Source organism: Kitasatospora sp. NPDC032121 (genome assembly GCF_055580145.1).
In genome coordinates this window covers 90255-112551 of sequence record NZ_JBVILX010000022.1, presented here as the reverse complement: position 1 = coordinate 112551, position 22297 = coordinate 90255, and the positions used below count along the sequence as shown (strand labels likewise).

18 protein-coding genes are annotated in these 22297 nt (G+C 72.0%); 11 read left to right on the top strand and 7 right to left on the bottom strand.

What is annotated here, in order from left to right; all coding sequences use genetic code 11:
* Positions 1–3 precede the first annotated feature (3 nt).
* The 7 genes from ACZ5OX_RS34620 (at position 4) to ACZ5OX_RS34590 (ending at position 8818) form a co-directional block, all read left to right on the top strand.
* A complete protein-coding gene (locus ACZ5OX_RS34620; protein ID WP_465635677.1) occupies positions 4–1806 on the top strand; it encodes an FAD-dependent monooxygenase in 1803 nt (600 codons plus the stop codon).
* A complete protein-coding gene (locus ACZ5OX_RS34615) occupies positions 1803–3131 on the top strand; it encodes a phenylacetate--CoA ligase family protein (protein ID WP_465635675.1) in 1329 nt (442 codons plus the stop codon). Before ACZ5OX_RS34620 ends, ACZ5OX_RS34615 begins: the two co-directional genes overlap by 4 nt.
* A complete protein-coding gene (locus ACZ5OX_RS34610; protein ID WP_465635673.1) occupies positions 3112–3336 on the top strand; it encodes a DUF6052 family protein in 225 nt (74 codons plus the stop codon). Before ACZ5OX_RS34615 ends, ACZ5OX_RS34610 begins: the two co-directional genes overlap by 20 nt.
* A 137-nt stretch (positions 3337–3473) precedes the next feature.
* On the top strand, positions 3474–4589 hold the full coding sequence (locus ACZ5OX_RS34605; protein ID WP_465635671.1) for a serine hydrolase domain-containing protein: 1116 nt from the start codon (positions 3474–3476) through the stop codon (positions 4587–4589).
* 97 nt (positions 4590–4686) lie between these two features.
* Entirely contained in the window at positions 4687–5934 is a 1248-nt protein-coding gene (locus ACZ5OX_RS34600) for an acyltransferase family protein (RefSeq protein ID WP_465635669.1), read from the top strand.
* Positions 5931–7484 carry a benzoate-CoA ligase family protein gene (locus ACZ5OX_RS34595; protein ID WP_465635667.1) on the top strand — a complete coding sequence of 518 codons (1554 nt, stop codon included), beginning with the start codon at positions 5931–5933 and terminating at the stop codon, positions 7482–7484. Before ACZ5OX_RS34600 ends, ACZ5OX_RS34595 begins: the two co-directional genes overlap by 4 nt.
* 629 nt (positions 7485–8113) lie before the next feature.
* The gene (locus ACZ5OX_RS34590; protein ID WP_465635665.1) at positions 8114–8818 is read left to right on the top strand and encodes an EboA domain-containing protein; all 705 of its coding nucleotides are present in this window, start codon (positions 8114–8116) and stop codon (positions 8816–8818) included.
* Between the two features lie 85 nt (positions 8819–8903).
* Here ACZ5OX_RS34590 and ACZ5OX_RS34585 read toward each other — a convergent pair whose 3' ends face one another.
* Both ACZ5OX_RS34585 and ACZ5OX_RS34580 read right to left on the bottom strand, forming a co-directional pair.
* The gene (locus tag ACZ5OX_RS34585; protein WP_449790565.1) at positions 8904–10154 is read right to left on the bottom strand and encodes an RNA polymerase sigma factor; all 1251 of its coding nucleotides are present in this window, start codon (positions 10152–10154) and stop codon (positions 8904–8906) included.
* Positions 10155–10158: 4 nt separating this feature from the next.
* Entirely contained in the window at positions 10159–10521 is a 363-nt protein-coding gene (locus ACZ5OX_RS34580) for a YciI family protein (RefSeq protein ID WP_465635663.1), read from the bottom strand.
* A gap of 211 nt (positions 10522–10732) precedes the next feature.
* On the opposite strand from ACZ5OX_RS34580, the gene ACZ5OX_RS34575 reads away from it, so the two are divergent.
* Positions 10733–12319 (top strand): MFS transporter, encoded by a 1587-nt coding sequence (locus ACZ5OX_RS34575; protein WP_465635661.1) that lies wholly within the window; start codon positions 10733–10735, stop codon positions 12317–12319.
* Positions 12320–12610: 291 nt separating this feature from the next.
* The gene (locus ACZ5OX_RS34570; protein ID WP_465635659.1) at positions 12611–13771 is read left to right on the top strand and encodes an acyltransferase family protein; all 1161 of its coding nucleotides are present in this window, start codon (positions 12611–12613) and stop codon (positions 13769–13771) included.
* 72 nt (positions 13772–13843) lie between these two features.
* Here ACZ5OX_RS34570 and ACZ5OX_RS34565 read toward each other — a convergent pair whose 3' ends face one another.
* From ACZ5OX_RS34565 to ACZ5OX_RS34550, 4 genes are all read right to left on the bottom strand, one after another.
* Positions 13844–14212: a YciI family protein gene (locus ACZ5OX_RS34565; RefSeq protein ID WP_449790569.1), complete on the bottom strand. Its 369-nt coding sequence runs from the start codon at positions 14210–14212 to the stop codon at positions 13844–13846.
* Between the two features lie 128 nt (positions 14213–14340).
* Positions 14341–15711, bottom strand: a complete 1371-nt coding sequence (locus tag ACZ5OX_RS34560) for an FAD-dependent oxidoreductase (RefSeq protein WP_465635657.1) — start codon at positions 15709–15711, stop codon at positions 14341–14343.
* Positions 15712–15750: 39 nt separating this feature from the next.
* Positions 15751–16569 carry a TIGR03084 family metal-binding protein gene (locus ACZ5OX_RS34555; RefSeq protein WP_465635655.1) on the bottom strand — a complete coding sequence of 273 codons (819 nt, stop codon included), beginning with the start codon at positions 16567–16569 and terminating at the stop codon, positions 15751–15753.
* Positions 16570–16776: 207 nt separating this feature from the next.
* Entirely contained in the window at positions 16777–18261 is a 1485-nt protein-coding gene (locus ACZ5OX_RS34550) for an MFS transporter (RefSeq protein WP_465635653.1), read from the bottom strand.
* A 214-nt stretch (positions 18262–18475) separates the two neighbouring features.
* Between ACZ5OX_RS34550 and ACZ5OX_RS34545 the strand changes: the two genes are divergently transcribed.
* A complete protein-coding gene (locus ACZ5OX_RS34545) occupies positions 18476–19147 on the top strand; it encodes a TetR/AcrR family transcriptional regulator (RefSeq protein ID WP_465635651.1) in 672 nt (223 codons plus the stop codon).
* A 464-nt stretch (positions 19148–19611) separates the two neighbouring features.
* The gene (locus ACZ5OX_RS34540) at positions 19612–20337 is read left to right on the top strand and encodes a helix-turn-helix transcriptional regulator (protein WP_465635697.1); all 726 of its coding nucleotides are present in this window, start codon (positions 19612–19614) and stop codon (positions 20335–20337) included.
* Between the two features lie 334 nt (positions 20338–20671).
* Here ACZ5OX_RS34540 and ACZ5OX_RS34535 read toward each other — a convergent pair whose 3' ends face one another.
* On the bottom strand, positions 20672–22069 hold the full coding sequence (locus ACZ5OX_RS34535; RefSeq protein ID WP_465635650.1) for an MFS transporter: 1398 nt from the start codon (positions 22067–22069) through the stop codon (positions 20672–20674).
* Between the last annotated feature and the right edge of the window lie 228 nt (positions 22070–22297).

The following is a 22297-nucleotide window of genomic DNA, read 5'->3' as shown; positions in this document are numbered from 1 at the left end:
CACATGCGGGTCGACATCATCGGCGGCGGTCCCGGCGGGCTCTTCCTCGCCGTACTCCTGCGCCGGTACGAAATCGCGGACGACGTACGGGTCTTCGAGCGCAACGGCCCGGAGACGACGTACGGCTGGGGGGTCGTCTTCCCGGAGGGCGCGCTGGACGAACTGGGGCGGGTGGACCCGGCGACGCACGCCGCGATCGTCGCCGCCGGCACCACCTGGACCCCGGTGGACGTCCGGTACCGCTCCTCCCGGCTGCTGGTGAACGGCAACCGCTTCCACGGCGTCCCCCGGGCCGCCCTGCTCGCCATCCTGCGCGACGCCGCGACCGGGCTCGGCGCGCGGGTGCACCACCACCACCGGGTGGAGAGCCTCGACGACCACTCCGGGGCCGACCTCGTGGTCGGTGCCGACGGCGTGAACTCGGTGGTCCGGCGGGCCCACGAGGACGTCTTCCGGCCGGAGTTCGAACAGTCGGCATTCCGCTACGTCTGGTACGGGGTCGACAAGGTCTTCCCCTACTTCACCTACATCTTCCGCGACACCGAGTGGGGCCGCTTCCACGGGTACTGCTACCCGTCGGGGCAGCCCTGGAGCTCGATGATCATCCACGTCTCCGAGGAGACCTGGCAGCGGGCCGGGTTCCCGGAGCTGGACGAGAAGGAGTCGGTGCGCCGCTGCGAGGAGATCTTCGCCGCGGACCTCGACGGACGGCCGATCCGGTCCAACGGCGCGCCCTGGGCCAACTTCCGGCAGCTCAGCTGCGCCACCTGGCACCACCGCGACGTGGTCCTGATCGGCGACGCGGCCCACACCGCGCACTGGTCGATCGGATCGGGCACCCGGCTCGCGATCGAGGACGCCATCGTGCTGGCCGACGAACTGCGGGCACGGTCCGGAAGCCTCACCGACGCCCTGGCCCGCTTCGAGCGGGCCCGGATGCCACGGGTCGAGAAGTTCCAGCAGGCGGCGCGCAGGTCCGAGCGCTACTTCGAGAACCTGCACCGCTACACCGACTACGAGCCGACCCAGTTCGCGTACCAGCTGGTGGCCCGGTCCTGGCGGATCACCCACGCCGACATCGCGGCCCGCGACCCCGAGTTCTCGGCCCGCTTCGACGGCTGGTTCCACAGCCGGGCGACCGGACGGCAGACGCAGCTGGCGCCGCCGCCGGCGTTCGCCCCGCTGCGGATCGGCGGGCTGCACCTGGAGAACCGCCTGGTCAGCGAGGCCGGGACGCCAGGGACGCTCGGCAGCGCCCTGGTGCTCGGCTCGGAACCCGGCCCGGTGGACGGGGCCGCCGCGCCGACCTGCCGCCGGCTCCCCCTGGCGGACGCCCCGGGGAGCTACCCGGAACTCGCCCGGCAGGCCGTCGACGACGGCTGCGCGATGCTGCTGCTCGACCTCTGCGCCGAGCCGTGGCCGGAGCCCGCGGCCGGCCCGCCGGAGCGGGTCCTCGCGGCGCTGGACTCGCTGCGGGCCGCCTGGCCCTCCCCCCGCCCGCTCGCGGTGGCGCTCGGCCCCGACCCGGCCGGCCCGCGGTCCACCGGGTCCGGTCCGCTCGTGGCGCTGGCCCGGCTACTGGCCGAACACGGCGCGGACCTGCTGCTCCTGGAGGCGCGCGAGGCCGCCGACGAGCCCTCGGACGTCCTTCGACTCGCCGACGCGGTACGCAACGAGGCCGGGATCGCGGTCATGGTGGACGACGCGCTGCGGACCCTCGACCAGGTCCACACCGTGCTCGCGGCCGGCTGGGCCGACCTCTGCGTGCTGCGCCCGGCACCCACCGAGACCGACGTGGTGTCATGACGCCCCTGCCGACCGACACCCCGTACTGGAACCCGAGAACCGAGACCATGCCGCGCGAGGAACTGGCGCGGTGGCAGTGGCGGAAGCTGCGGCGCGCCCTGGAACACGCCGAGCACTCGCCGTTCTGGCGCGAGCGCCTGCCGAAGGGCATCGCCTCCCTGGAGGAGTACACCGAGCGGGTGCCGCTGGTGTACAAGTCCGACCTGATCGCCGCCCAGCAGGCCGAGCCGGCCCCGTACGGCACGATCCCCTCGACGGATCCGGCCCTGGCCGTCCGCTACCACCAGACCAGCGGCACCAGCGGCAACCCGCCGTTCCGCACCTTCGACACGGCGCGCGACTGGACCTGGGCCGTCGACATGTGGTGCACGGCCCTGTACGGCGCGGGCGTGCGGGCCGGGCAGCGGGGCTGCGTCGCCTTCGGGTACGGCCTGTTCATGGGCTACTGGGGCATGCACTACGCCCTGGAGCGGATGGGCAGCATGGTCGTCCCGGTCGGTTCGATGGACTCCCGCAGCCGGGTGCGGCTGCTGGTCGACCAGCGGATCGACGTCCTGGGCTGCACGCCCACCTACGCGATGAGGCTCGTGGAGACGGCCCGGGAGATGGGCGTCGACCTGGCCGCGGAGGCGAACGTGCGGATCGTGGTGACCGGCGCCGAACCGCGCCCGGACTCGACCGCGCGCGCGATCGCCGACGCCTTCGGCGCCCGGGTGTACAACTTCGCCGGGATGACGGAACTCGCCACCGTCTTCATGTTCGAGTGCCCGGCGAGGGCGGGCAGCTGCCACATCATCGAGCCCGGGGTGATCGAGGAGGTCCTGCACCCGGTCACCCGCGAGCCGGTCGGCTACGGCGAGCAGGGCGTCCGCGTGATGACGGCGCTCGGCCGCGAGGGCATCCAGATCTTCCGGTACTGGACCGACGACCTCGTGGTGAAGCGGCCGTGGCACGAGTGCGGCTGCGGCCGGAGCTGGGACTGGTACGACGGCGGCATCCTCGGCCGGACCGACGACATGCGCAAGATCCGCGGCATCTCGGTCACCCCGGTGATGATCGAGGACATCATGCGCGGCTTCGACCAGGTCAGCGAGTACCAGACGGTCCTGCGGACGGTGCGCGGGCTCGACACCGTCGTCGTCCGGGTCGAACCGCGGCCCGCACCGGGCGCGCGCCGCTCCGACCAGGTCGAGCTCTGCGCACGCATCGGCGCCGAGATGAAGCGCCAGCTCGGCCTGCGCCCCGAGGTCGAGCTGGCCGACCCCGGCAGTCTCCCCCGATTCGAAGTGAAGGCAGCGCGATTCCATGACGAACGAGCCGGTTGACCACTCCCCCGCCGCCGCGGCCCGGCTCTCGCCCGAGGAGGAGGGGCGGTTGCGCGACTGCTACCGCGTGCTGCACGGGCTGGCGGCCGACTGCCGGGTGCCCTCCGTGCGGGCCGCGGCCCGGGCCGCCGTCGCCGAGCTGCACGCCGCTCTCGACGGGCAGGCGCTGGACTTCGAGTTCTACAGCCACCGCTGGACCGGCTGACCGCCGCCCCCCGGGTGAACCGAAAAAAATCTTCGAGCACCCGGCGGGCCGATGTCGAGATCCCGACGACGGCACCGATGTCTCATGTGAGCGGTGCCCGTGGGGCGCCGGATCCACAGAGCGAAAGTCGAAAGGGCATGAGCATCATGCAGAAGATCGTCCAGCAGGCCATCGACGAGATGGTGGAGTCCGGCGCCGAGCAGGGGATCCAGGTCGCGGTGTACCAGCACGGCGAGCTGGTCGTGGACGCGGTGGCGGGCGTCGCCGACGCCGACAGCGGCCGTCCGGTCACCTCGGACATCCCGTTCTACAGCGCCTCGACCGGCAAGGGTGTCACCGCGACGGTGGTGCACGTCCTCGCCGACCGCGGCGCCCTTGACTACGACACCCCGATCGTCGAGCTGTGGCCGGAGTTCGGCGCCCACGGCAAGGACAAGGCGACCGTGCGCCACGCGCTGACCCACTCGGTCGGCGTCCCGGCGGTGCCGTCCGACCTCACCATCCCGGACCTGGCCGACTGGGACCGGATGGTCGGTCTGCTCGCCGACGCCGAGCCGTGGTGGGAGCCCGGCACCAAGACCGGTTACCACGCGATGACCTGGGGCTTCGTGATGGGCGAGATCGTCCGCCGGGCCACCGGCAAGCCGATCTCCCAGGTGCTCAAGGAGGAGGTGACCGGTCCGCTCGGCATCGCGGACGAGCTGTTCTTCGGCGTCCCGGAGTCCGAGCTCGGCCGGCTCGCCCGGCTGGAGGACGCGCCCGGCACCGCCGAGATGCTGGCGATGATGCCCGCCGACCTGCCGCTGTTCAAGGCCACCCCGGCGGCCGTGACCCCGAGCGCCGACTACGGCAACCACCCGCTGGTGCTCGGCTCGGACATCCCCTCCGGCGGCACGATGTCCGCCCGCGCCGTGGCCCGGATGTACGCCGCCCTGCTCGGCGAGGTCGACGGCGTCCGGCTGATCTCGGACGAGCGGCTGCGCGAGGTCACGGCCGTGGCCACCACCGACGTCGACCAGATGATCGGCTTCCCGATGCCGCGCGCGCTGGGCTACAACCTGGGCCGGCCGGGTGCCAACCCGCAGGACACGCTCACCACGTTCGGCATGCCCGGCATGGGTGGCAGTACGGCCTACGCCGACACCGCGACCGGCATCGCCTTCGCGCTGACGAAGAACCGGTTCTTCCCCGGTCCCGCCTCCGCCGTCGACCAGCTCAGCGAGCTGGTCGCGCAGCACGCCGCCGCCAACTGAGACCTCTGGTCGGGCCGGGCCGCCACCTCGGCGGCCCGGCCCTTGACGGCTCCCGAACACCGGAACACAGTCACCAGAGGGGGACACACGCATGGCAGTGACAGAGAGATCCGTCGGCCTCGCCGGGGGGGCACAGAAGACGAAGAGGGTTCCGACCCTCGAAGGGCTGCGCGGACTGGCCGCCGTCGGCGTGCTCGCGTACCACGTCGCGTACGAGGCCAACGTCAGCCACTCGATGGCCGAGCCGGGGCATGACCTGTGGAGCGTGCTGGCCAACGGCCTGGAGGTGTGCCTGTCGCCCTTCTTCGTGCTGTCGGGCCTCCTGCTGTTCCGCCCGTTCGCGCGCGCGACGATATCCGGGACCCGGCGACCCGCGACGCTCCCGTTCCTCTGGAAGCGGGCACTGCGGATCGTGCCGGGCTACTGGGCGATGGTCCTGGCCGTCCTGCTGCTGATCGACTTCGACAACATCGACGGACCCTGGTACGTGCTCAAGCCGTTCCTGATGGTGCACTTCGTGCTGACCAGGAACCCGATGGACTGGATCGCCGGCCTGGAGCCGACCTGGACGGTCCCCACGGAACTGGTGTTCTACCTGAGCCTGCCGCTCATCGGCTGGCTCGTCCAGAAGTACGCGTCCCGCGCCGCCGACCCGAGCCGCCGGGCCCGCCGGATCGCCCTGCCGCTGGCCCTGGTCGCGCTGGCCAGCCTGGGCTGGACCACCTTCGCGTACCTGCCCGCCATGAAGGCCGACGTCTTCTACTACTCCTTCTTCCCCTTCGGCTCCTTCAGCTTCTTCGCCGGAGGCATGGCGCTCGCGGCCCTGCTGGCCTACGCCGAGACGACGTCCCAGCCGCCCGCCCTCTTCCGGATGGTGGCCGCGCGGCCCAACCTGTGCTGGCTCGGCGCGGGCGTGGTGTTCCTGCTCAACATCCCCAAGCCCTTCGGCATCCCGGGAACCGGCACCTACGGCGCCCTGGCGCAGGAGCTGACCGTCCAGATCCTCACCATCCTCTTCGCGATGCTGGTGGTGCTGCCGCTGACCGTCCCCGGCGTCAGCTCGCGGCTGATGGACGGCGTGCTCGGCAACCCGCCGGTGCGCTTCCTCGGGCGGATGTCGTACGGCATCTACCTCTGGCACCTGCCGATGATCCACGCCTGGTTCAAGAACGGAAGCATCTTCGACAACCACGCCATGCCGGTCGGCGCGTTCGTCGGCAAGGTGGGCTTCTGGGAGCTGCTGGTCTTCGTCCTCGCGGGCAGCGTGCTGTTCGCGACGGTGAGCCACTACCTCATCGAGCGCCCCGCCGAGCGGCTGCGCGACCTGGTGGGGTCCGGCAAATGACCGAGACGGGGACATCCGGGCCACAGGGCCCGATGCGCTACGCGGACGTGCCGTCACGGCTCAACATCGCCGACTGGTTCGTCGACCGCAACGACGGCGAGCGCACCGCGCTGATCACCGACACCGGGCACACCACCTACGCACAACTGGGCGCGCTGGCCAACCGGATGGGCAACCTGCTGCGCGGCCTGGGCATCGGGCGCGGCGACCGGGTGATGATGGCGCTGAGCGACGGCGTCGAGTACGTGGCGGCCTGGTACGGCGTGCAGAAGATCGGTGCCGTCACCGCGGAGGTCTACAGCTACCTCCACCCGAAGGACTACCGGTACTACCTGGACTACGTGAAGCCGTCGCTCACGCTGGTCGACCGGGCGACGGTGGCCGCCCTGCGCGAGGCCGGGGAACGCAACCTCCTGGTGATGGGCCTGGCGCCGGAGGAGTTGCTCGAGGGCGAGCTGCACTACGAGACGCTGCTCGCCGGGCAGTCGGACGAGCTGGCCGCGGTGGAGGTCGACCGGGACGACATCGTCATGTGGAAGTTCACCACGGGCAGCACGGGCGCGCCCAAGGCCGTCCTGGTGCCGGCCCGCAGCCCGGTGCTGAGCTTCGACTGGTACGCCCGCGGCGTCCTCGGCCTGCGCCCGGACGACGTCGTGCTGCCGGTGCCGAAGCTGTTCTTCGGCTACTCGCGGGACACGGCGGTGCTGTTCCCGTTCGGCGTCGGCGCCGCCGGGGTCGTCTTCCCGGAGCGCAGCACGCCGGAGCGGATCTTCGACCTGATCGAGCGGCACCGGCCGACCGTCCTGGTCAACGTGCCGACCATGATCAAGTCCATGGTCGACCACCCCGACGCCCGCACCCGGGACCTGAGTTCGCTCCGGCTCTGCATCTCGGCCGGCGAGGCGCTGCCGGGCGAGCTGCACCGCAGGTGGCTGGACACCTTCGGCGTCGAGGTGACCGACAGCATCGGCTCCTGCGAGGTCTACCACGCCTACATCTCGAACCGGCCCGGCGAGGCCCGGATCGGAAGCCTGGGCAAGGAGGTGCCGGGGTACCGGGTGGACGTGGTCGACGACCACGGCGACCCGCTGCCGGACGGCGAGCTCGGAGTCCTCCAAGTGGTGGGCGAGACGGCCGCGTTGGGCTACTGGGAGGCGCCGGAGCAGACGGCCGTGACCTTCCCCGCGGAGCACACCGTGCGCACCGGCGACCTCTTCACCCGGGACGAGGAGGGCTTCTTCTACTACCGGGGCCGGGCGGACGACCTGTTGAAGGTCCACGGGGTCTGGGTGGCACCGGTCGAGATCGAGGACTGCCTGCTGAACCACCCGGCCGTGGACCAGTGCGCGGTCGTCGGCTACCAGGAGGACGGCCTCACCCTCACCAGGGCGTACGTGGTCCCCCGCGCCGAGGTCTCGGCCGCCGAGCTGAAGGACTTCGTCCGCGCCCGGATGTCGCCGCAGAAGTACCCGCGGGACGTCCGGTTCGTCGTCACCCTGCCGCTGACCGCCAACGGCAAGGTGGACCGCAAGGCGCTGCAGCGGCTCTGAGCGCCCCTCGGGCAGCACAGCGGTCACCGGCGCGGCAGGCACCGCCGCCGCGCCGGTGACCGCTGTTCGTCATTCCCGGGGCCCGGTGGAGGCGCGGTCGCAGCCCGGCGGTGGCCCCGGAAGCGGTCCGGCGGCGGCCCGGCGGCGGCTTCGAGAGAAGTCCGAAGAATCTTGCCCGCGGATGTCGATGACGCGTCGTCGGCTTCGACTACCAAGTGCAGGGCAGAGATGCCGGCTGCTGCGGCCGCCGGGACGGAGTGGACGCCGTCCCGACGGCCGCCCGGCACCCGGCGCCCCGCGGGAGGCCCCGCACGCCTCCCTTCTCGTGTCGTGCGGTGTCCACGGGGCTCCCCGTGCCCGCTCCGGGCCCCCTCCGCGCCTCCCGGCGTCCGCCGCGACCTGCGCGAACGCGTTCTCCCCCGTGATCATCCGGCCGGTTCGCGGCCCCGCAGCGGTTCTTGACCGTGCTCCGCGCCCCGCTGTTTCATAGCGAGCATCGCCGACCGCGGTTGAGGCCTGCGCACCAACCGCCGCCCGCCGGGCACCAGTCGGCCACCGGACAAACCGTTTCCGTTCAGCTGCTGCCCACGGCTGCACCGCTGTCGTCCACGATTCGGAGACCGTCGATCATGCAGTACCACGAGGAACATCCCTGGCCTGCCACCGACATCCCGCGAGGGGGCTCGGTGGCCATCCTGCACGCACCGGAGAACGGCTGGCTGGCCGGTGCCGAACGCCGCATCCGGCAGCGCCCCAGCGCCGTCCACGAGGAGTTCTCGCTGGTCGGCCGGGCGGTCGGCCGGGGGCCCGTCCGGCCGGAGGCCGACCCGCAGGGCCTGGTCTTCGGCACCGTCGACGACCGGGCCAGGGCCCGGCTGCTCACGGTGCTGGCCGAGGTGCTGCCCGCCGGGCTCCTGGAGGAACAGGTCGAGCGGCTGTACCGCCGCGGCGACGACGCCGAACAGCGCGGCGTGCTACGGGCGTTGGCGCTGCTGCCGGCCTCCTGCACCCGGCTCGGCCTGGAGCTGGTCGCCGACGGCCTGCGCAGCAGGGACCCGCTGCTGATCGCGGCGGCGATGGGCCCGTTCGCGGCCCTGCACCTCGACCAGACCAGGTGGCGGCACGGCGTGATGACCTGCCTGCTCGCCGGTGTGACGCTGTCCGCCGTCGCGGAGCTGGTCCCCCGCACCGACTCCGAACTGCTGCGGATGGCCCACGAGTTGGCGCAGCAGCAGCGGGCGGCCGGCCGGGACATCGGCCCCGACCTGCGGGCCCTGCTCGGCATGACCGTGCTGTTGGCGCTCATGCCGCGCCCGCGCGGCGGCCTGCGCTGAGGCGGGCCTCAGCGGCCCGGGCTCGTCACCGGCCGGTCCGTCACCGGCGGGCTCGTCACCGGCCGTTCCGTCACCGGTTGCTCCGTCACCGGTTGTTCGTCGCCTCGGCGCGGGCCTCCAGGTAGCGGCGTTCGGGAAGGCTGCCGGTCTGCCGGGCGGCCTCGCGGTAACTCTCCCGGGCCGCCGCCGGATCGCCGTTCAGCTCCTGGAGATGGGCGCGGACGGCGGCGAGCCGGTGGTGGCCCGCGAGCCGGCCGTCGGCCTCCAGGGTCGCGAGCATCTCGAGCCCGGCCGCCGGGCCGTCGACCATCGCGCGGGCGACCGCGTGGTTGAGCGTCACCATCGGGCCGGGGGACATCCGCTCCAGCACCTCGTACAGAGCCGTGATCTGCGGCCAGTCGGTGTCCTCGGCGCGCGCGGCCTCGCCGTGCACGGCCGCGATCGCCGCCTGTACCTGGTACGGCCCGGTCACCATCCGCGGGAGCGTCTCGGCGATCAGCGCCAGCCCCTCCTTGAGCGCGGCCTGGTCCCAGCGGGAGCGGTCCTGCTCGGCGAGCGGGACGAGGCTGCCGTCCGGCCGGGTGCGGGCCGGGCGGCGGGCGTCGGTCAGCAGCATCAGCGCCAGCAGCCCCGCGACCTCGCCCTCCCCGGGCAGCAGCCGGTGCAGTTCACGGTTGAGCCGGATCGCCTCGCGGGCCAGTTCGGGGTGCAGGAGGTCGGGGCCGCTGGTGGTGGTGTAGCCCTCGTTGAAGATCAGGTAGAGCACCTGGAGCACGACCGCCAGGCGTTCCTCGCGCTCGCTCTGCGGAGGCATCCGGAACGACGAGCCGGTGGCCTTGATCCGCTGCTTGGCCCGGCTGATCCGCTGGGCCATGGTCGCCTCGGGGACCAGGAAGGCGTGCGCGATCTGGGCGGTGGTCAGACCCCCGACGGCCCGCAGGGTGAGGGCGACCTGCGAGCCGGGCGTGAGCGAGGGGTGGCAGCACAGGAAGAGCAGGGTGAGCATGTCGTCGTGCTCGGCCGCCTTGGGCTCCTCGCCGGGGCCGGGCGTCACCGTCTCGTCGGTCGGGGTGAGCGCGGCGACGGTGGCCTCACGGCGCTGGCGGGCCTGCTCGCTGCGCAGCCCGTCGATCACCCGGCGGGCGGCCACGGTGATCAGCCACGCCCGGGGATTGTTGGGGACGCCCTGGTCTGGCCACTGGACGGTCGCCGCCAGCAGGGCGTCCTGGACGGCGTCCTCACAGGCGTCGAAGTGTCCGTAGCGGCGGACGACCGCGCCGAGGACCTGCGGTGCCAGCGATCGGAGCAGGCCCTCGACCCGGGCGTCACGGTTCATCGGCTCAACTCTCCGCATCTGCTTCGAAGACGACCTGGCGGACCTCGATGCCGGTGTACCGGGCATCGGGGATCTGGCCGGCCAGTTCGACTGCGCGCTCCCTGGACGCACAGTCGACCAGGTAGTAGCCGGCCAGGAACTCCTTGGTGTCCGTGTACGGGCCGTCGGTGACCGCGGGCCGCCCGTCGCGGACTCTGACCGTGGCGCTGGCGGACGGATCGGCGAGGGCCTGGGTCGTCACCATCTCACCGGAGTCGAGGATCTTCTGCTGGAACGTGGCGTGCCCGGAGTAGACCTCGTTCCGCTCCCGCTCCGGCAGACCGTCCCAGATGACCGGGTTCATATGGATCAGAAGCATGTATTTCATACCATCATTCCTTGGTCCTTCGCGCGGTCGGCTGGTGCTCTGCACCTGAGACGTCGCCGCAGGCGGCCCGCCCTCGACATCCAAGCCGAGATGACGCCGCTGCGCCCGAGTTTCCGCCGGAGATGTCGAGACCTTGTCGACAGGTCCGACGTACCGGTGTGACGGCACCCGCGGATGCCGAGTGCCCCGAGAACGCGGAAGGACCCCCGTAATGAGCGACACCACGTCCCCCGGCGAGGCCGCACCCCGGGCCGGACGGCGAGAGTGGACCGGACTCGCCGTCCTCGCCCTGCCCACCCTGTTGGTCTCGATCGACGTCTTCGTCATGCTGCTGGCCCTGCCCAGCCTGTCGGAGGACCTGCACGCCAGCGGTGTGCAGCAGCTGTGGATCACCGACATCTACTCGTTCATGCTCGCCGGCCTGCTCGTCACCATGGGGTCGCTCGGCGACCGCATCGGACGGCGCCGGCTGCTGCTGATCGGTGCCGGTGCCTTCGGCCTCGCCTCCGTCGCCTCCGCGTACGCCGTCAGCCCCGAGATGCTGATCGCCTCGCGCGCCCTGCTCGGCATCGCCGGCGCCACCCTCGCGCCGGGCACGCTCTCGCTGATCACCACCATGTTCCAGGACCCCAAGCAGCGCGGCGCCGCGTTCGGCATCTGGGGCGCGTGCTTCTCGGCCGGCGCCATCATCGGCCCGATCATCGGCGGCACCATGCTCGACCACTTCTGGTGGGGCTCGGCCTTCCTGCTCGGTGTCCCCCCGATGGTGCTGCTGCTCGTGCTCGGCCCGGTCTTCCTGCCCGAGTTCCGCAACCCCGAGGCCGGACGCCTGGACCCGATCAGCGCGCTGGAGTCGATGGCGGCCGTCCTGCTCGCCATCTGGGGGCTGAAGGAGATCGCCAAGGACGGCTGGCAGCCGCTGTCGATCGCGGCCGTGCTGGTCGGCATCGGCTTCGGCATCCTCTTCGTCCACCGCCAGCGCAAGCTGCCGAACCCGCTGCTCGACCTGAGCCTGTTCGGCAGCCGCTCCTTCTCCGCGGCCCTGGTCAGCCTGTTCCTCGGCACCATGCTCACCGGCGCGGTGATGTTCTTCGTCACCCAGACGCTGCAGCTGGTGTACGGCCGCGACCCGCTCCACTCGGGCCTGTGGATGCTGCCGGCGATCCTCGCCAACACGATCAGCTTCGGCATCTCCCCCAAGCTCGGCCAGCGTTTCCGCCCGGCGTACGTCATCGGTGGCGGACTGGTCCTCGCCGCGGTCGGCATGCTGGTGATCACCATGGCGGAGCCCGGAACGAGCCCGGTCGTGCTGATCACCGGCTTCGCCGTGGTCTTCCTCGGCTCCGGCCCGATGGTCACCCTCGGCATGGGCCTGGTCATGGGCTCCGCGCCGCAGGAGAAGGCCGGTTCCGCGGGCGCGCTCAACGAGACCAGCGGCCAGCTCGGGTTCGCCCTCGGCATCGCCGCCCTGGGCAGCATCGGCACCGCCGTCTACCGCGGCACCCTCAGCCTTCCGGACGGCCTGCCGGCCGACACGGTCCGGGCGGCGAAGGACTCCCTCGCGGGCGCGACGGAGGCCGCCGGCTCGCTGTCCGCCCAGGTCGCCGACACCCTCCTCACGCCCGCCCGGGCGGCCTTCGCCTCCGAGCTCCACACCGTGGTGACCATCTCCGGCGTCCTGCTGGTCGCCACCGCCGCCCTGGTCACCTCCCTGCTCCGGCACGTGCCGCCCACCGGCCAGCCGGCGGCCGAGGCCGCCGCCGAGGGCAGCGAGGACTCCGTCCCCGCGACCGGCTGACCGCACCACCCACCACGACGGCCGACGGCTGTGGCCGGGGCGCAAAGCCCCGGCCACAGCCGTCGGTCCGTTCCCGGGTACATCCGGCAACTCCCGCCGCCCCGGCGCGACTCGAGGAAGAAGGGCCACGACGGTGTCGAATCCCCCCGCCCCCGTTCGACGTAGGGGCCGGCGGTGCCGCCCGGCGCCGCCCGGTGCCGCGTACCGGCCGAGAGACCGGGCGGCACCGTCCGAGCGTTCTCCACCCCGGAGAAAGGGACTGCCGTGAAATCCCAGTTACCCGCCCCTGCGATGACGCTGCCGTCGCTGGAGGGCCTGCGGGCCGTCGCCGTCGTCTTCGTCTTCGCCAACCACGCGCTCCTGCTCCCCGTGTTCTCGGACCCCGCCGCCCACTCCGCCTTCAACAGCCTGACCGGCAACGGGCGGGTCGGCTTCCTCGCGGTCTCGGTCTTCTTCGTCCTCAGCGGATTCGTCCTCACCTGGTCCGCCAGACCGGGCCGCAGAACCGTCGACTTCTGGCGGCGCAGACTGATGCGCATCGGCCCGTCCCACGCCCTGATCGCGGTCCTCGCCCTGAGCCAGTTCGCCGCCGCGGGCGACACCATCAGATGGGTTCCGGCCATCGCCGGCCTCTTCCTGGTGCAGACCTGGTGGCCCTCCCAGGACCTGATGCTGTACCAGTTCAACGGGCCGAGCTGGACCCTCACGGTGGACCTGCTGTGCTACGCCCTGTTCCCGCTGCTGCTCCGGTTCGTCCGGCGGCTCGACCAGCGGGCACTGTGGCCCTGGCTGATCGGCCTCGGCGTGACCGCCGCCCTGATCCCGGTGATCAGCCGGCCGCTGCTCTCGGGGTACCCGCCGAGCTTCTACCCCGCGGGGTCCTGGCCCCAGATGTGGGCGCTGTGCTTCTTCCCGCCCGTCCGGACGATCGAGTTCGTGATGGGCATGCTCCTCGCCCGGATCGTCGCCGACGGGCGGTGGCCGAGGATCCGCGTCCTGCCGGCCGTCCTGCTCAACCTCGCCGTCTTCCTGCTGCTGGCCCACCTGCCCGCCGTCTTCACGGTCGCGGCGCTCTACCCGATCCCGGCCGCGCTGCTGATCGGCTCGCTGGCCTCCTGTGACCGCTCCGGCAGGGGCACGATCCTCGACGGGCGCTTCATGATGTGGCTCGGCGAGCTGTCCTTCGCCTTCTACATCATCCACATCACCGTGATCTTCGCGGCGCACGCGGCGTTCTCGGGCCAGTTCGTGGGCTACGCGGGCAGATACACCCCGACGACGTTCTCCACACCCGTCGCCGTCCTGTTCATCCTCGGCCTCTACGCGCTCTGCGTGGCACTTGCCTGGGTGCTGCACAAGACCGTCGAGGTGCCGGCCATGCGCCGCTGGGGCCGGCCACCGGCCCGACGCGCACCCGACCGCACGGCCCCGGAGCCCCAGCTCAGGACCTGACCACCCGCCGGCACGGGTGAGAACACGGAAGAGCCGGAAGCCCGGGGGCCACGAGGGCCCCCGGGCGACCGGTCAGGAAGAGAAACCATCGCTGTAGACGACCGGCCGGAGCTCGATGCCCAGGCCCTCGACCGCGGCGTCCGGGATCATCGCGGCGACCTCCCGGGCGCGCTCCGCGTCCCTGACGTCGATGACGTAGATTCCGCCCATGTACTCCTTGGCCTCGGCGTACGGACCGTCCGTCACCGCGGGCACACCGCCCCGGACGCTCACCACGGCGCTCTGGTCGACGCCGGCCAGCGCCAGGGTCCCGACGAACTCGCCGCTCGCCTTGATCTTCTCCATGAACCCGCCGTGCCCCTGGAAGAGGGCGTTGCGCTCCTCCTCCGACATCGCGTCCAGGACCGCGGCGTTCGGGTACATCATGATCAGGTACTTCATGGTTCCGCTCCCTGCGACGTGAGGCGCCTGCTGCGCCCCCCTCCACTACTTCGTCGGCGCCGAAGCGCCGCTCTCGACATAGTGGCGAAGAAGTGTCGTCCCTCCCAACCGGATCGCCGACGTCCGCTTCAGGAAGTCGGCGATCCGAAGGCCGAGGGCGGCACGGGGCGGCGGCAGGCCCGCAGGACCCGCAGCAGGGTGCGCGGGTGCATCAGGGACTGCGGGGAGGCCACCAGTCCGGCGATCCGCACCAGTGCGTCGGTCACCCGGGGATCGTGCACCGCCGCCCGCTGGGCCAGCGCGACGTACCGGTTGACCAGGCCGGTCTGGGCGGTCCGCCGGCCCTTGACGCCGGGGTAGCCGAGGTCCGACACCGCGGCGAACTCCCAGGGGGTCTTGATCTCCCGCGCGACCTCGCGGAAGAAGTCCTGGGGGCGCGGCAGCCGGCGCCCCGCGGAGTGCCGCCGCAGCACCAGCGCCTGCAGCGCGGCCGAGGTCATGCCCTGGGCGTAGGCGGGGTTGAAGCTGCAGACCGCGTCGCCCATGACGAGCAGCCCCGCGGGGAAGCGCTCCAGCCGGTTGTAGTCCCTGCGGACGCTGGCCGGGAAGCGGAAGCGCAGCGGTTCGTCGAGGGGTTCGGCGTCGCGGATCGCCTCGTGGATCTCGGGGGCGGGCAGCGAACGGACGAAGGCGTCGAACCCCTCCGGGTCGGTGGGCGGGTGGTCACCCACGATCCCGGTCACCGACAGCTCCACCCGGTTGTCGTCGCCGGGCACCCGGTAGAAGAACCCCCCGCGCGGGTGCGAGGGCGTGGCGGCCGGGATGATGGCGATCTCGCTGCCGAACGGGTCCTTCTCCAGCCGGTAGTGGCGGGTGGTGTACGCCAGGTCGATCTCGATCCGCTCCTCGGGGGGCGCCTGGTACCCGAGGTCGGCCAGCCACAGCGGGGTGCGCGAACCGCGACCGGTGGTGTCGACGACCAGGTGGGCGGAGAGCGTCCGCTCCTCGGCCCCGGGGGTGCGCTGCTGCACCCTGACCCCGGTGACCCGGTGCCCTGAGGCGTCGGTCACCGGGGCGACGACGTCGTGCTCCTCCAGGAACGACACCTCCGGCAGCGCCCGCACCCGCTCGCGCAGGTGGTACTCGAGCACCGGCCGGGTGGCCGGCACGGACGGCAGGCCGGTACGGGCCGGGCGCAGCCGCAGCCCGTTGAAGTACCAGCGGATGTCGCCGCTGAAGTCACCGGGCCGCACCCCTGCGGCGATCAACTCGTCGGTGAGGCCCGGGAACAGCGACTCCATGATCTGGTGGCCCCGGGCGACCAGCCCGTGGGCGTGGTTGCCGTGCGGGACGCCGCGGCGCGGCCCGCGGACCCCGAGGATCTTGTCGCGTTCGACGATCACGACCCTCGGATAGGACTCGGAGAGCACCCTGGCCGCCAGCAGGCCCGCAATGCTTCCGCCGAGAACCACGGCACATTCGTCGGTACGGGTGGCCATGAAGGTCCCCTCTCTACGGATTCAGGACGGGTACGGCGGTCAGTTCCCGGACGGGCGGAACTGGCCGGGAGTGCGGCCCTCGCCGGCCGGGCCGCGGTAGGCCTGGGCGAGGTCGAGCCAGCCGTCGGCGTCCTTGCCGTCGGCCGTCAGGGCGAGGTCGTCGCGGTGGCGGCGGCGGGTCACCAGGAGGCAGAAGTCGACGGCGGGGCCGCTGACGCGCTGCTCGGCGTCGGCGGGGCCGAACTCCCAGCGGGCGCCGGACGGGGCGGTGATCTCGAAGCGGAACTCCGTCGCGGGGGCGGCGAGTCCGCGCGCCTGGTACCCGAAGTCCCAGGTGCGGACGGCGAATTCGACCAGGTAGCGGAGCCGGTCGGTGTGCTCGCGGTGCACCCCGAGCGTGTCGGCGATGTCCTGGCCGTGGCCGAACAGCTCCATCATCCCGGCGGCGGCCAGGACGGGCGCCGGCAGTGGGCGGACCAGCCACGGCACCGGCTGACCGGCCGGGACGGCCGCCAGGGCCTGCTCGGCGCTCCTCCGCTCGGCGTTCCAGCGCTCCAGCAGTTCCTTCGGCGCGCCGGACGCCAGGTAGGGCGCCAGGTAGGGCTTGAGGGACTGCTGCACCGCACCGTCGAAGTCCTGCCCGACGCCCGCGGCCAGCGCCTTGAACGCCTCCGGGTCGGCCGCGGCGGTGCCCGCCAGCTTGAAGGTGGCCGCGAGGTGGGCGATCTGGTGGGCGATGGTCCAGCCGGGCGCCGGGGTGGGCCGCGCCCAGTCGGCGTCCGCGAGGTCCGCCACCAGGGCCTCGACGGCGTCGCCGTCCGCCGCCAGTGCGGCTGTCACGTCCTGTGAGTCGGGCATGCCTCTTCCTTCCGTCAGGGGGTCCGGATGCCGACGCCGTCTCGACTCGCTTTGCGGAGCGTCGGATTCGGGGGCCTGCCCAGTATCGGCCGGGCCGAGATCGGCGGGCTTCTCTGCTCGTGCTGTGCGCCCGTGCGCCCCGCGGCCGACCGGCGGGCGGCCCGCGGGCGGCCCGCCGGTCGGTCGGTCGCGGTCAGCCGGTCGCGGTCAGTCGGTCGCCGGTTCGAGGCCCGCCAGCGCGAGGCGGTGCCGGCGGCTGATGTACCAGGCGGCCGCGCCGCACAGCAGGGCGAGGGCGGAGACCGCCACCAGGACGGCGGAGGCCGAGGAGACCAGACTCGCCAGCAGCAGCGGCCCCATCAGGCCGCCCAGCCGGTTGAAGAGGGAGACCCACCCGGTGGTTCGGCCGCGCCGTTCCGGCTCCGCCAGGTCGGCCGCGATCGGGAGGAAGATCGCCGCCATCGAGTTCACCGAGAACAGCGCCGCCACCAGCGCGCCCGCGGCGATCCAGCCGACCTCGGCCACCGCACCGCTGGCCGTGAGCGCCAACAGCAGTACGGCGGTTGCGGTGGCCAGGCCCGCGGCCATGGAGGTCGGGCCGAAGCGGCGGTAGCCCAGCATCAGCAGCAGGGCGCACGGGATCATCGCGATCGCCGCGACGGTGAGCATCAGGTTCGCGGTGTGCACCGGTACGCCGCCGATCCTGGCCAGGCTCGGGACCCAGGTGGTGAGGCCGAAGGTGAGCAGTCCGATCAGGGTGGCGAAGGCGCGCTGCAGGCCCTGGGTGAGGGCCCGGGAGGACCTGGGCAGGTGCCGGACGGCCGGTGCGTCCGCGGCCGCCGGGGCGGGGGCGGAGACGCGGTTGGGGACGAAGGGGGTGAGCAGGGCCAACACGGCGCCGGTGGGGGCGCCGATCAGCCAGAGGATCCGCCAGCCGAACACCGGCTCCAGCCACAGCGCCGAGCCGGCGGCGACGAGGTAGCCGACCGCGGTGGCGACGACGGAGAGCGCCACCACCACGGAGCCGCGGACCTTTCCGCCGGCGGTCTCGGTGAGCAGGGTGATGAGCAGCGGGGCGAGGCCGCCGACCGCCAGGCCCATCAGGCCGCACATCACCAGGTTCCCCTCGAAGGTGGGCATCGAGCCGCACATGCTGGTGGCGGTGAAGCCGAGGGTGGCGATCAGGTAGGAGCTGCGCCGGCCGATCCGGTCGGTGAGCACGCCGAACAGCAGCGCCCCGGCCGCCGTCCCGGTCAGCCCGCAGACCGCCAGCAGGGAGGCGGTACGGGGATCGAGCCCGTACTCGGCCCGCATGCCGGGGATGACGAAGCCCAGGGTCGAGGTCTTGCTGATGTCGATGGTGAGGGCGGCCGTGCCGATGACGGCGACCAGCAGCCGGCCGCGCCGCCCGGACCCGGAGTCGGCCTCGACGGCTTTCGGCCGCCCGCGCAGCGCGGCGCCGGCCACCACGAGCAGCAGTCCGCCGAGGGCGGTGAACATCTCCGGCATGTCCGCCAGTGCCATGCCGTGCAGCTTCCGGCCGTCGTCGGCCGGCATGTGGGCCATCGGCATCGAGGGATCCATGGCGAAGGAATGGTGGAAGGCGAATGCCGAGGAGACCAGCACGATCAGGCTGCCCAGGGAGAGGAGCAGCGTGGCGCCGGTGGTCCGGCCGGGGGCTGTGGTGGACAAGAGCGACCTCCGTTGACCAAGGGTGTGGTGATCGCGCGAGGGCCCTCGACATATCCCGGCTGTTCTCCGGCCGCCGGTGGGCCCTGGAATGTCGCGCCGAGTGACTGGAAAGCTATGCCCGGCGCGCGAAGGGCTGCTTCTCGCATTGTGCGGGGATCCGAGGGTTGTGGGCGCGAACCGCCCTGGGATAACGGCATTTTGCTTGACTGAAGGAATGAGTCCGCGTCACACGGATCCCAGCACCCGTCCGGCGCTGGTGGACATCGCCGCCCGGCTGCTCGCGGAGGAAGGGCCGCAGGCGCTGTCCGCCCGTCGCATCGCGAGCGAGATCGGCGCCTCCACGATGGCCCTCTACACCCACTTCAACGGAATGCGCGGCCTGGTGCGCGCCATGGTTCACGAAGGGTTCGCCCGGCTCCAGCACTACTTCACCCTGGTGGAGTTCAGCGACGACCCGGTGAGCGACCTGGCATTGCTGGGTCGTGCGTACCGGCTCAATGCGCTGGCCAACCCGCACCTGTACGCGGTGATGTTCGGAGGGTCCTCACTGGCCGGTTTCTCACTGGGCGAGGAGGACCGGCAATACGGCCGCTACACGCTGGCGGGCGTGGCCGAGTGCGCCGCCCGGTGCATCGAGGCCGGCCGGTTCCGGGCGGCGGACGCCGACCTCGTCGCACACCAGATGTGGTCCGCCGTTCACGGTCTCGTCGTCCTGGAGCTCGGCGACTACCTGACCGAGCCCTGGAACGCCGACAGCCTGCTGGAGGCGCAGTTGGTGGGGCTGATGGTCGCCGTCGGCGACACCCGGGAGGCCGCCGTCAACTCGGTGTCGGCCTCCGCGGAGCGGCTCCGGGAGGAGGTGGACTCGGCGGCCGACGCGGATTGAGGGGTGGAACCGCCGTGATCCGGGGAGGACATCCGCGGGCACCGGCCCGGCACGCTCGTCACACCGGTCACTGGCGTCTCGCCCGCCCCGTCCACACCACCCGGCAGCCACGTCATCCCCCCTCCGCCACACCTCTTCAATTGCTGCGATATTTCAAACATATACCGGCGAGTATCCCCTCTTCGACTTTGCCGAATAAGGGCGTGAACACACCGTTGTACTTGTCATGTCCGCCTGCTACGGTCGTCAATCGCAATCGCGAGAACACGCAGTGTCACTGGCACTTTAACGAAGGGAGCCGGGATACCTCGCACGCTCCGGCAGCCGAATGTCCTCCCCCCGATCGGCTGCGTCACGGGACGCAGCGCCGGAGCGAAGTTTCCGTCGTCCACCGGGTACAGCGAGAATCTGGAGTCACCTTGAAACCTGCAATCGAAGAAGCCGTGGCCCGAGCCATCGAGATCATGCACGAGAACATCGGCGAATTATTGACCATAGACGATATGGCAGAGGCTGCCATCTACAGCAAATTCCACTTCTCCCGGGAATTCCAGCGGGTGACCGGGGTCTCGCCGAGACGCTTCCTGTCCGCCATTCGCATCGAGGCCGCCAAGCGCCTGCTCCTCGAGACGGACTGCACCGTGACCGAGATCAGCCACCGCGTCGGCTACAACAGCGTCGGCACCTTCAGCTCACGGTTCGCCAGCAGCGTCGGCACCTCGCCCACGATGTTCCGCCAGTTACGCGGCTTCACCAACCGCATCGAGCTCGACACCCGGCGCTGGAACCAGCCGACGGAACTCGCCACCGTCCGCGGCGAGATCCGGACGTGCGACGCCGAACGACTCGGCCGCGTCTTCGTCGGACTCTTCCGCACCCGCATCCCCGAGGGCCGGCCGGCCGCCTGCGCCGTGCTCCCCCGCCCCGGCTCCTTCCTCCTCGAACACGTGCCGGCCGGGACCTGGTACCTGCTCGCGCACTCCGTCCCCGCCTCCTGCGAGGAGGTCCTCACCGACGAGGCCTCCGTCGGCTCGGTCGGCCCCATCGAGATCAGGACGAACGTCCCGGTGGACCCCCTCGAACTGCACCTTCGCCCCGTGCGCGCCCTCGACCCACCGGTCCTGCTCGCGCTGCTAGATGTCCGGGCAGCGGCCATCTCCAGGAACAGCGAGCTACGCGAGGCCGGCTGAGCGGGCGCCGGGAAACACGGCGTACGGCCCGGAACTCCGGCTCCGGGCCGTACACCTGACGGAGGATCATGTGGGCGTGGCCGCCACGGGGAGCCTCTTGACGCCTGTCGGCCACCGCGGCCATCCGCTCCCGGCGGACGGGGACGCCGCCGGGCTTCGCCCGGACGAGCCGCTCCGCCTCGTTGACGGTCCGCCGGCTGGGCACGGGTGCTCCCCCGCTCACCGTCGCCCCATGGGATCGGCCCGAGTCGCCGGTCCGGGGCTCCGGACCGGCGACTCGGGCATCTTGGTCGGCGGGGTCCGCGTCACCCGCCCGCGGAACCGCGCGGGACGCTCAGGCCCGTCGCCGTACCGCGATGAACACCGCGCCCAGCACGCACGCGGCGGCGGCGGTGACGTAGGCGAGGTGGTAGCCGGCGAGCTGGTCCTCGGTGGTCGCGGCGACCAGCACCAGCAGCGCCACGCCCACGCTGGCGCCGATCTGCTGGGTCACCACGTTCACCGCCCCGGCGACGGCGTGCTGCCGTTCCGGGACGCCGGAGAGGCCGGCGGAGGTCATCGAGGGGAAGTTCAGCCCCTGACCGATGCCGCTGACCACCAGTCCGGGCAGCACGTGCAGCAGGTAGTCGCCGTCCTGCGGCGTGCCCAGCCACAGCCCGGTGCCCACCCCGATCAGGACGAGGCCGACGGCCATCAGCGTCCGCGGGGAGTGCTTGGCGAGCAGCCGGCCGGTGGCGAAGTTGGCCGTGAGGAACACGGCCAGGGACATCGGCACCAGGGCGATGCCGGACTCGAACGGCGAGTAGTGCAGCATCCCCTGGAGGTACAGCGGGGCGAAGAACAGCATCCCGACCGAGCCCGTGTACTGGAGGAACGCCGCCAGGCTCGCCTCCCGCACCGCGTTGGCCCGGAAGAGGCCGAGCGGGAGCACCGGGTCGGCGGTGCGGTGCTCCCGGACGACGAACAGCACCAGGAAGAGCACCGCGGCGGCGAGGACGATCCACGCCGAGGCGCCGCCGGTGCTGACGCCGACGACGAGCAGGGTGAGGCCGAGCGTGCCGGTGATCGCGCCGGGCAGGTCGAGCCGGCCGCGGTGGCCGGCGCCGTCGGGCAGTCCGACGCGCGTCGCGGCCAGCACCCCGAGCCCGAGCAGCACCGAGAACCACAGCACCGAGCGCCAGCCGAGGAACTCGGTCAGGACGCCGCCCAGCAGCACCCCGCCGCTGAAGCTCGCGGCGCCGACGGCCGCGTACACCCCGAAGGCCCGGTTGCGTGCCGGACCGGCCGGAAAGGTGTCGGTGAGCAGCGCCAGCGCGGCCGGACCCGACAGGGCGGCGCCGATGCCCTGCGCGGCTCTCGCGCCCAGCAGTGTCGCGGTGTTCGGGGCCGCCGCGCCGACCAGCGCGGACACGGTGAACAGCGCGACGCCGACCTCGAACACCCGCCGCCGCCCGAGCACGTCGGCCAGTCGGCCGCCCACCAGCAGGAAGCCGGCGAAGGTGACGGCGTAGGCGGTCATGACCCACTGGAGCGTCGTCTCGTCCAGGTGGAAGCGCTCTCCGACGGACGGCAGGGCGGCGTTGAGCACGCCGAGGCCGCTCACGTCCAGGGCGAGTGCCCCGGCCAGCACGCCGAGTGCCAGTCCCGGCCGGCGGACCGGGGAGGCCTGGGCAGGTCCGGGTAAGGAGTTCTCGGCATCGGTCGACGCCGCGTCAAATTTGTCAACTGCCATGCGGACAGCTTGCATTGGCCGCTCATCCGCTGTCCACTCCGCCCCGGCCCGCAAAACGGCACTGAATGGTACCGTCCCAGGAGATCGAATCGGACACTTTGTCGATCAAATTTCGCCACTGCCACAACCGAAGCGCGAAGTGCGCAATCCTGGAGTCGAGAAGCTCCCCACCCGAACGCGCGGATGAACAGCGCTGCCGAAATCCCGGCAGCGAGAATGCGCGACAGC

Coding starts and splice junctions, on each gene's coding strand:
- ACZ5OX_RS34575 (WP_465635661.1), top strand. CDS start 10,733: ATGAGCGACACCACGTCCCCCGGCGAGGCCGCACCCCGGGCCGGACGG.
- ACZ5OX_RS34565 (WP_449790569.1), bottom strand. CDS start 14,212: ATGAAGTACCTGATCATGATGTACCCGAACGCCGCGGTCCTGGACGCG.
- ACZ5OX_RS34595 (WP_465635667.1), top strand. CDS start 5,931: ATGACCGAGACGGGGACATCCGGGCCACAGGGCCCGATGCGCTACGCG.
- ACZ5OX_RS34540 (WP_465635697.1), top strand. CDS start 19,612: ATGCACGAGAACATCGGCGAATTATTGACCATAGACGATATGGCAGAG.
- ACZ5OX_RS34585 (WP_449790565.1), bottom strand. CDS start 10,154: ATGAACCGTGACGCCCGGGTCGAGGGCCTGCTCCGATCGCTGGCACCG.
- ACZ5OX_RS34560 (WP_465635657.1), bottom strand. CDS start 15,711: ATGGCCACCCGTACCGACGAATGTGCCGTGGTTCTCGGCGGAAGCATT.
- ACZ5OX_RS34590 (WP_465635665.1), top strand. CDS start 8,114: ATGCAGTACCACGAGGAACATCCCTGGCCTGCCACCGACATCCCGCGA.
- ACZ5OX_RS34535 (WP_465635650.1), bottom strand. CDS start 22,069: ATGGCAGTTGACAAATTTGACGCGGCGTCGACCGATGCCGAGAACTCC.
- ACZ5OX_RS34545 (WP_465635651.1), top strand. CDS start 18,476: ATGAGTCCGCGTCACACGGATCCCAGCACCCGTCCGGCGCTGGTGGAC.
- ACZ5OX_RS34580 (WP_465635663.1), bottom strand. CDS start 10,521: ATGAAATACATGCTTCTGATCCATATGAACCCGGTCATCTGGGACGGT.
- ACZ5OX_RS34620 (WP_465635677.1), top strand. CDS start 4: ATGCGGGTCGACATCATCGGCGGCGGTCCCGGCGGGCTCTTCCTCGCC.
- ACZ5OX_RS34570 (WP_465635659.1), top strand. CDS start 12,611: ATGACGCTGCCGTCGCTGGAGGGCCTGCGGGCCGTCGCCGTCGTCTTC.
- ACZ5OX_RS34615 (WP_465635675.1), top strand. CDS start 1,803: ATGACGCCCCTGCCGACCGACACCCCGTACTGGAACCCGAGAACCGAG.
- ACZ5OX_RS34605 (WP_465635671.1), top strand. CDS start 3,474: ATGAGCATCATGCAGAAGATCGTCCAGCAGGCCATCGACGAGATGGTG.
- ACZ5OX_RS34555 (WP_465635655.1), bottom strand. CDS start 16,569: ATGCCCGACTCACAGGACGTGACAGCCGCACTGGCGGCGGACGGCGAC.
- ACZ5OX_RS34610 (WP_465635673.1), top strand. CDS start 3,112: ATGACGAACGAGCCGGTTGACCACTCCCCCGCCGCCGCGGCCCGGCTC.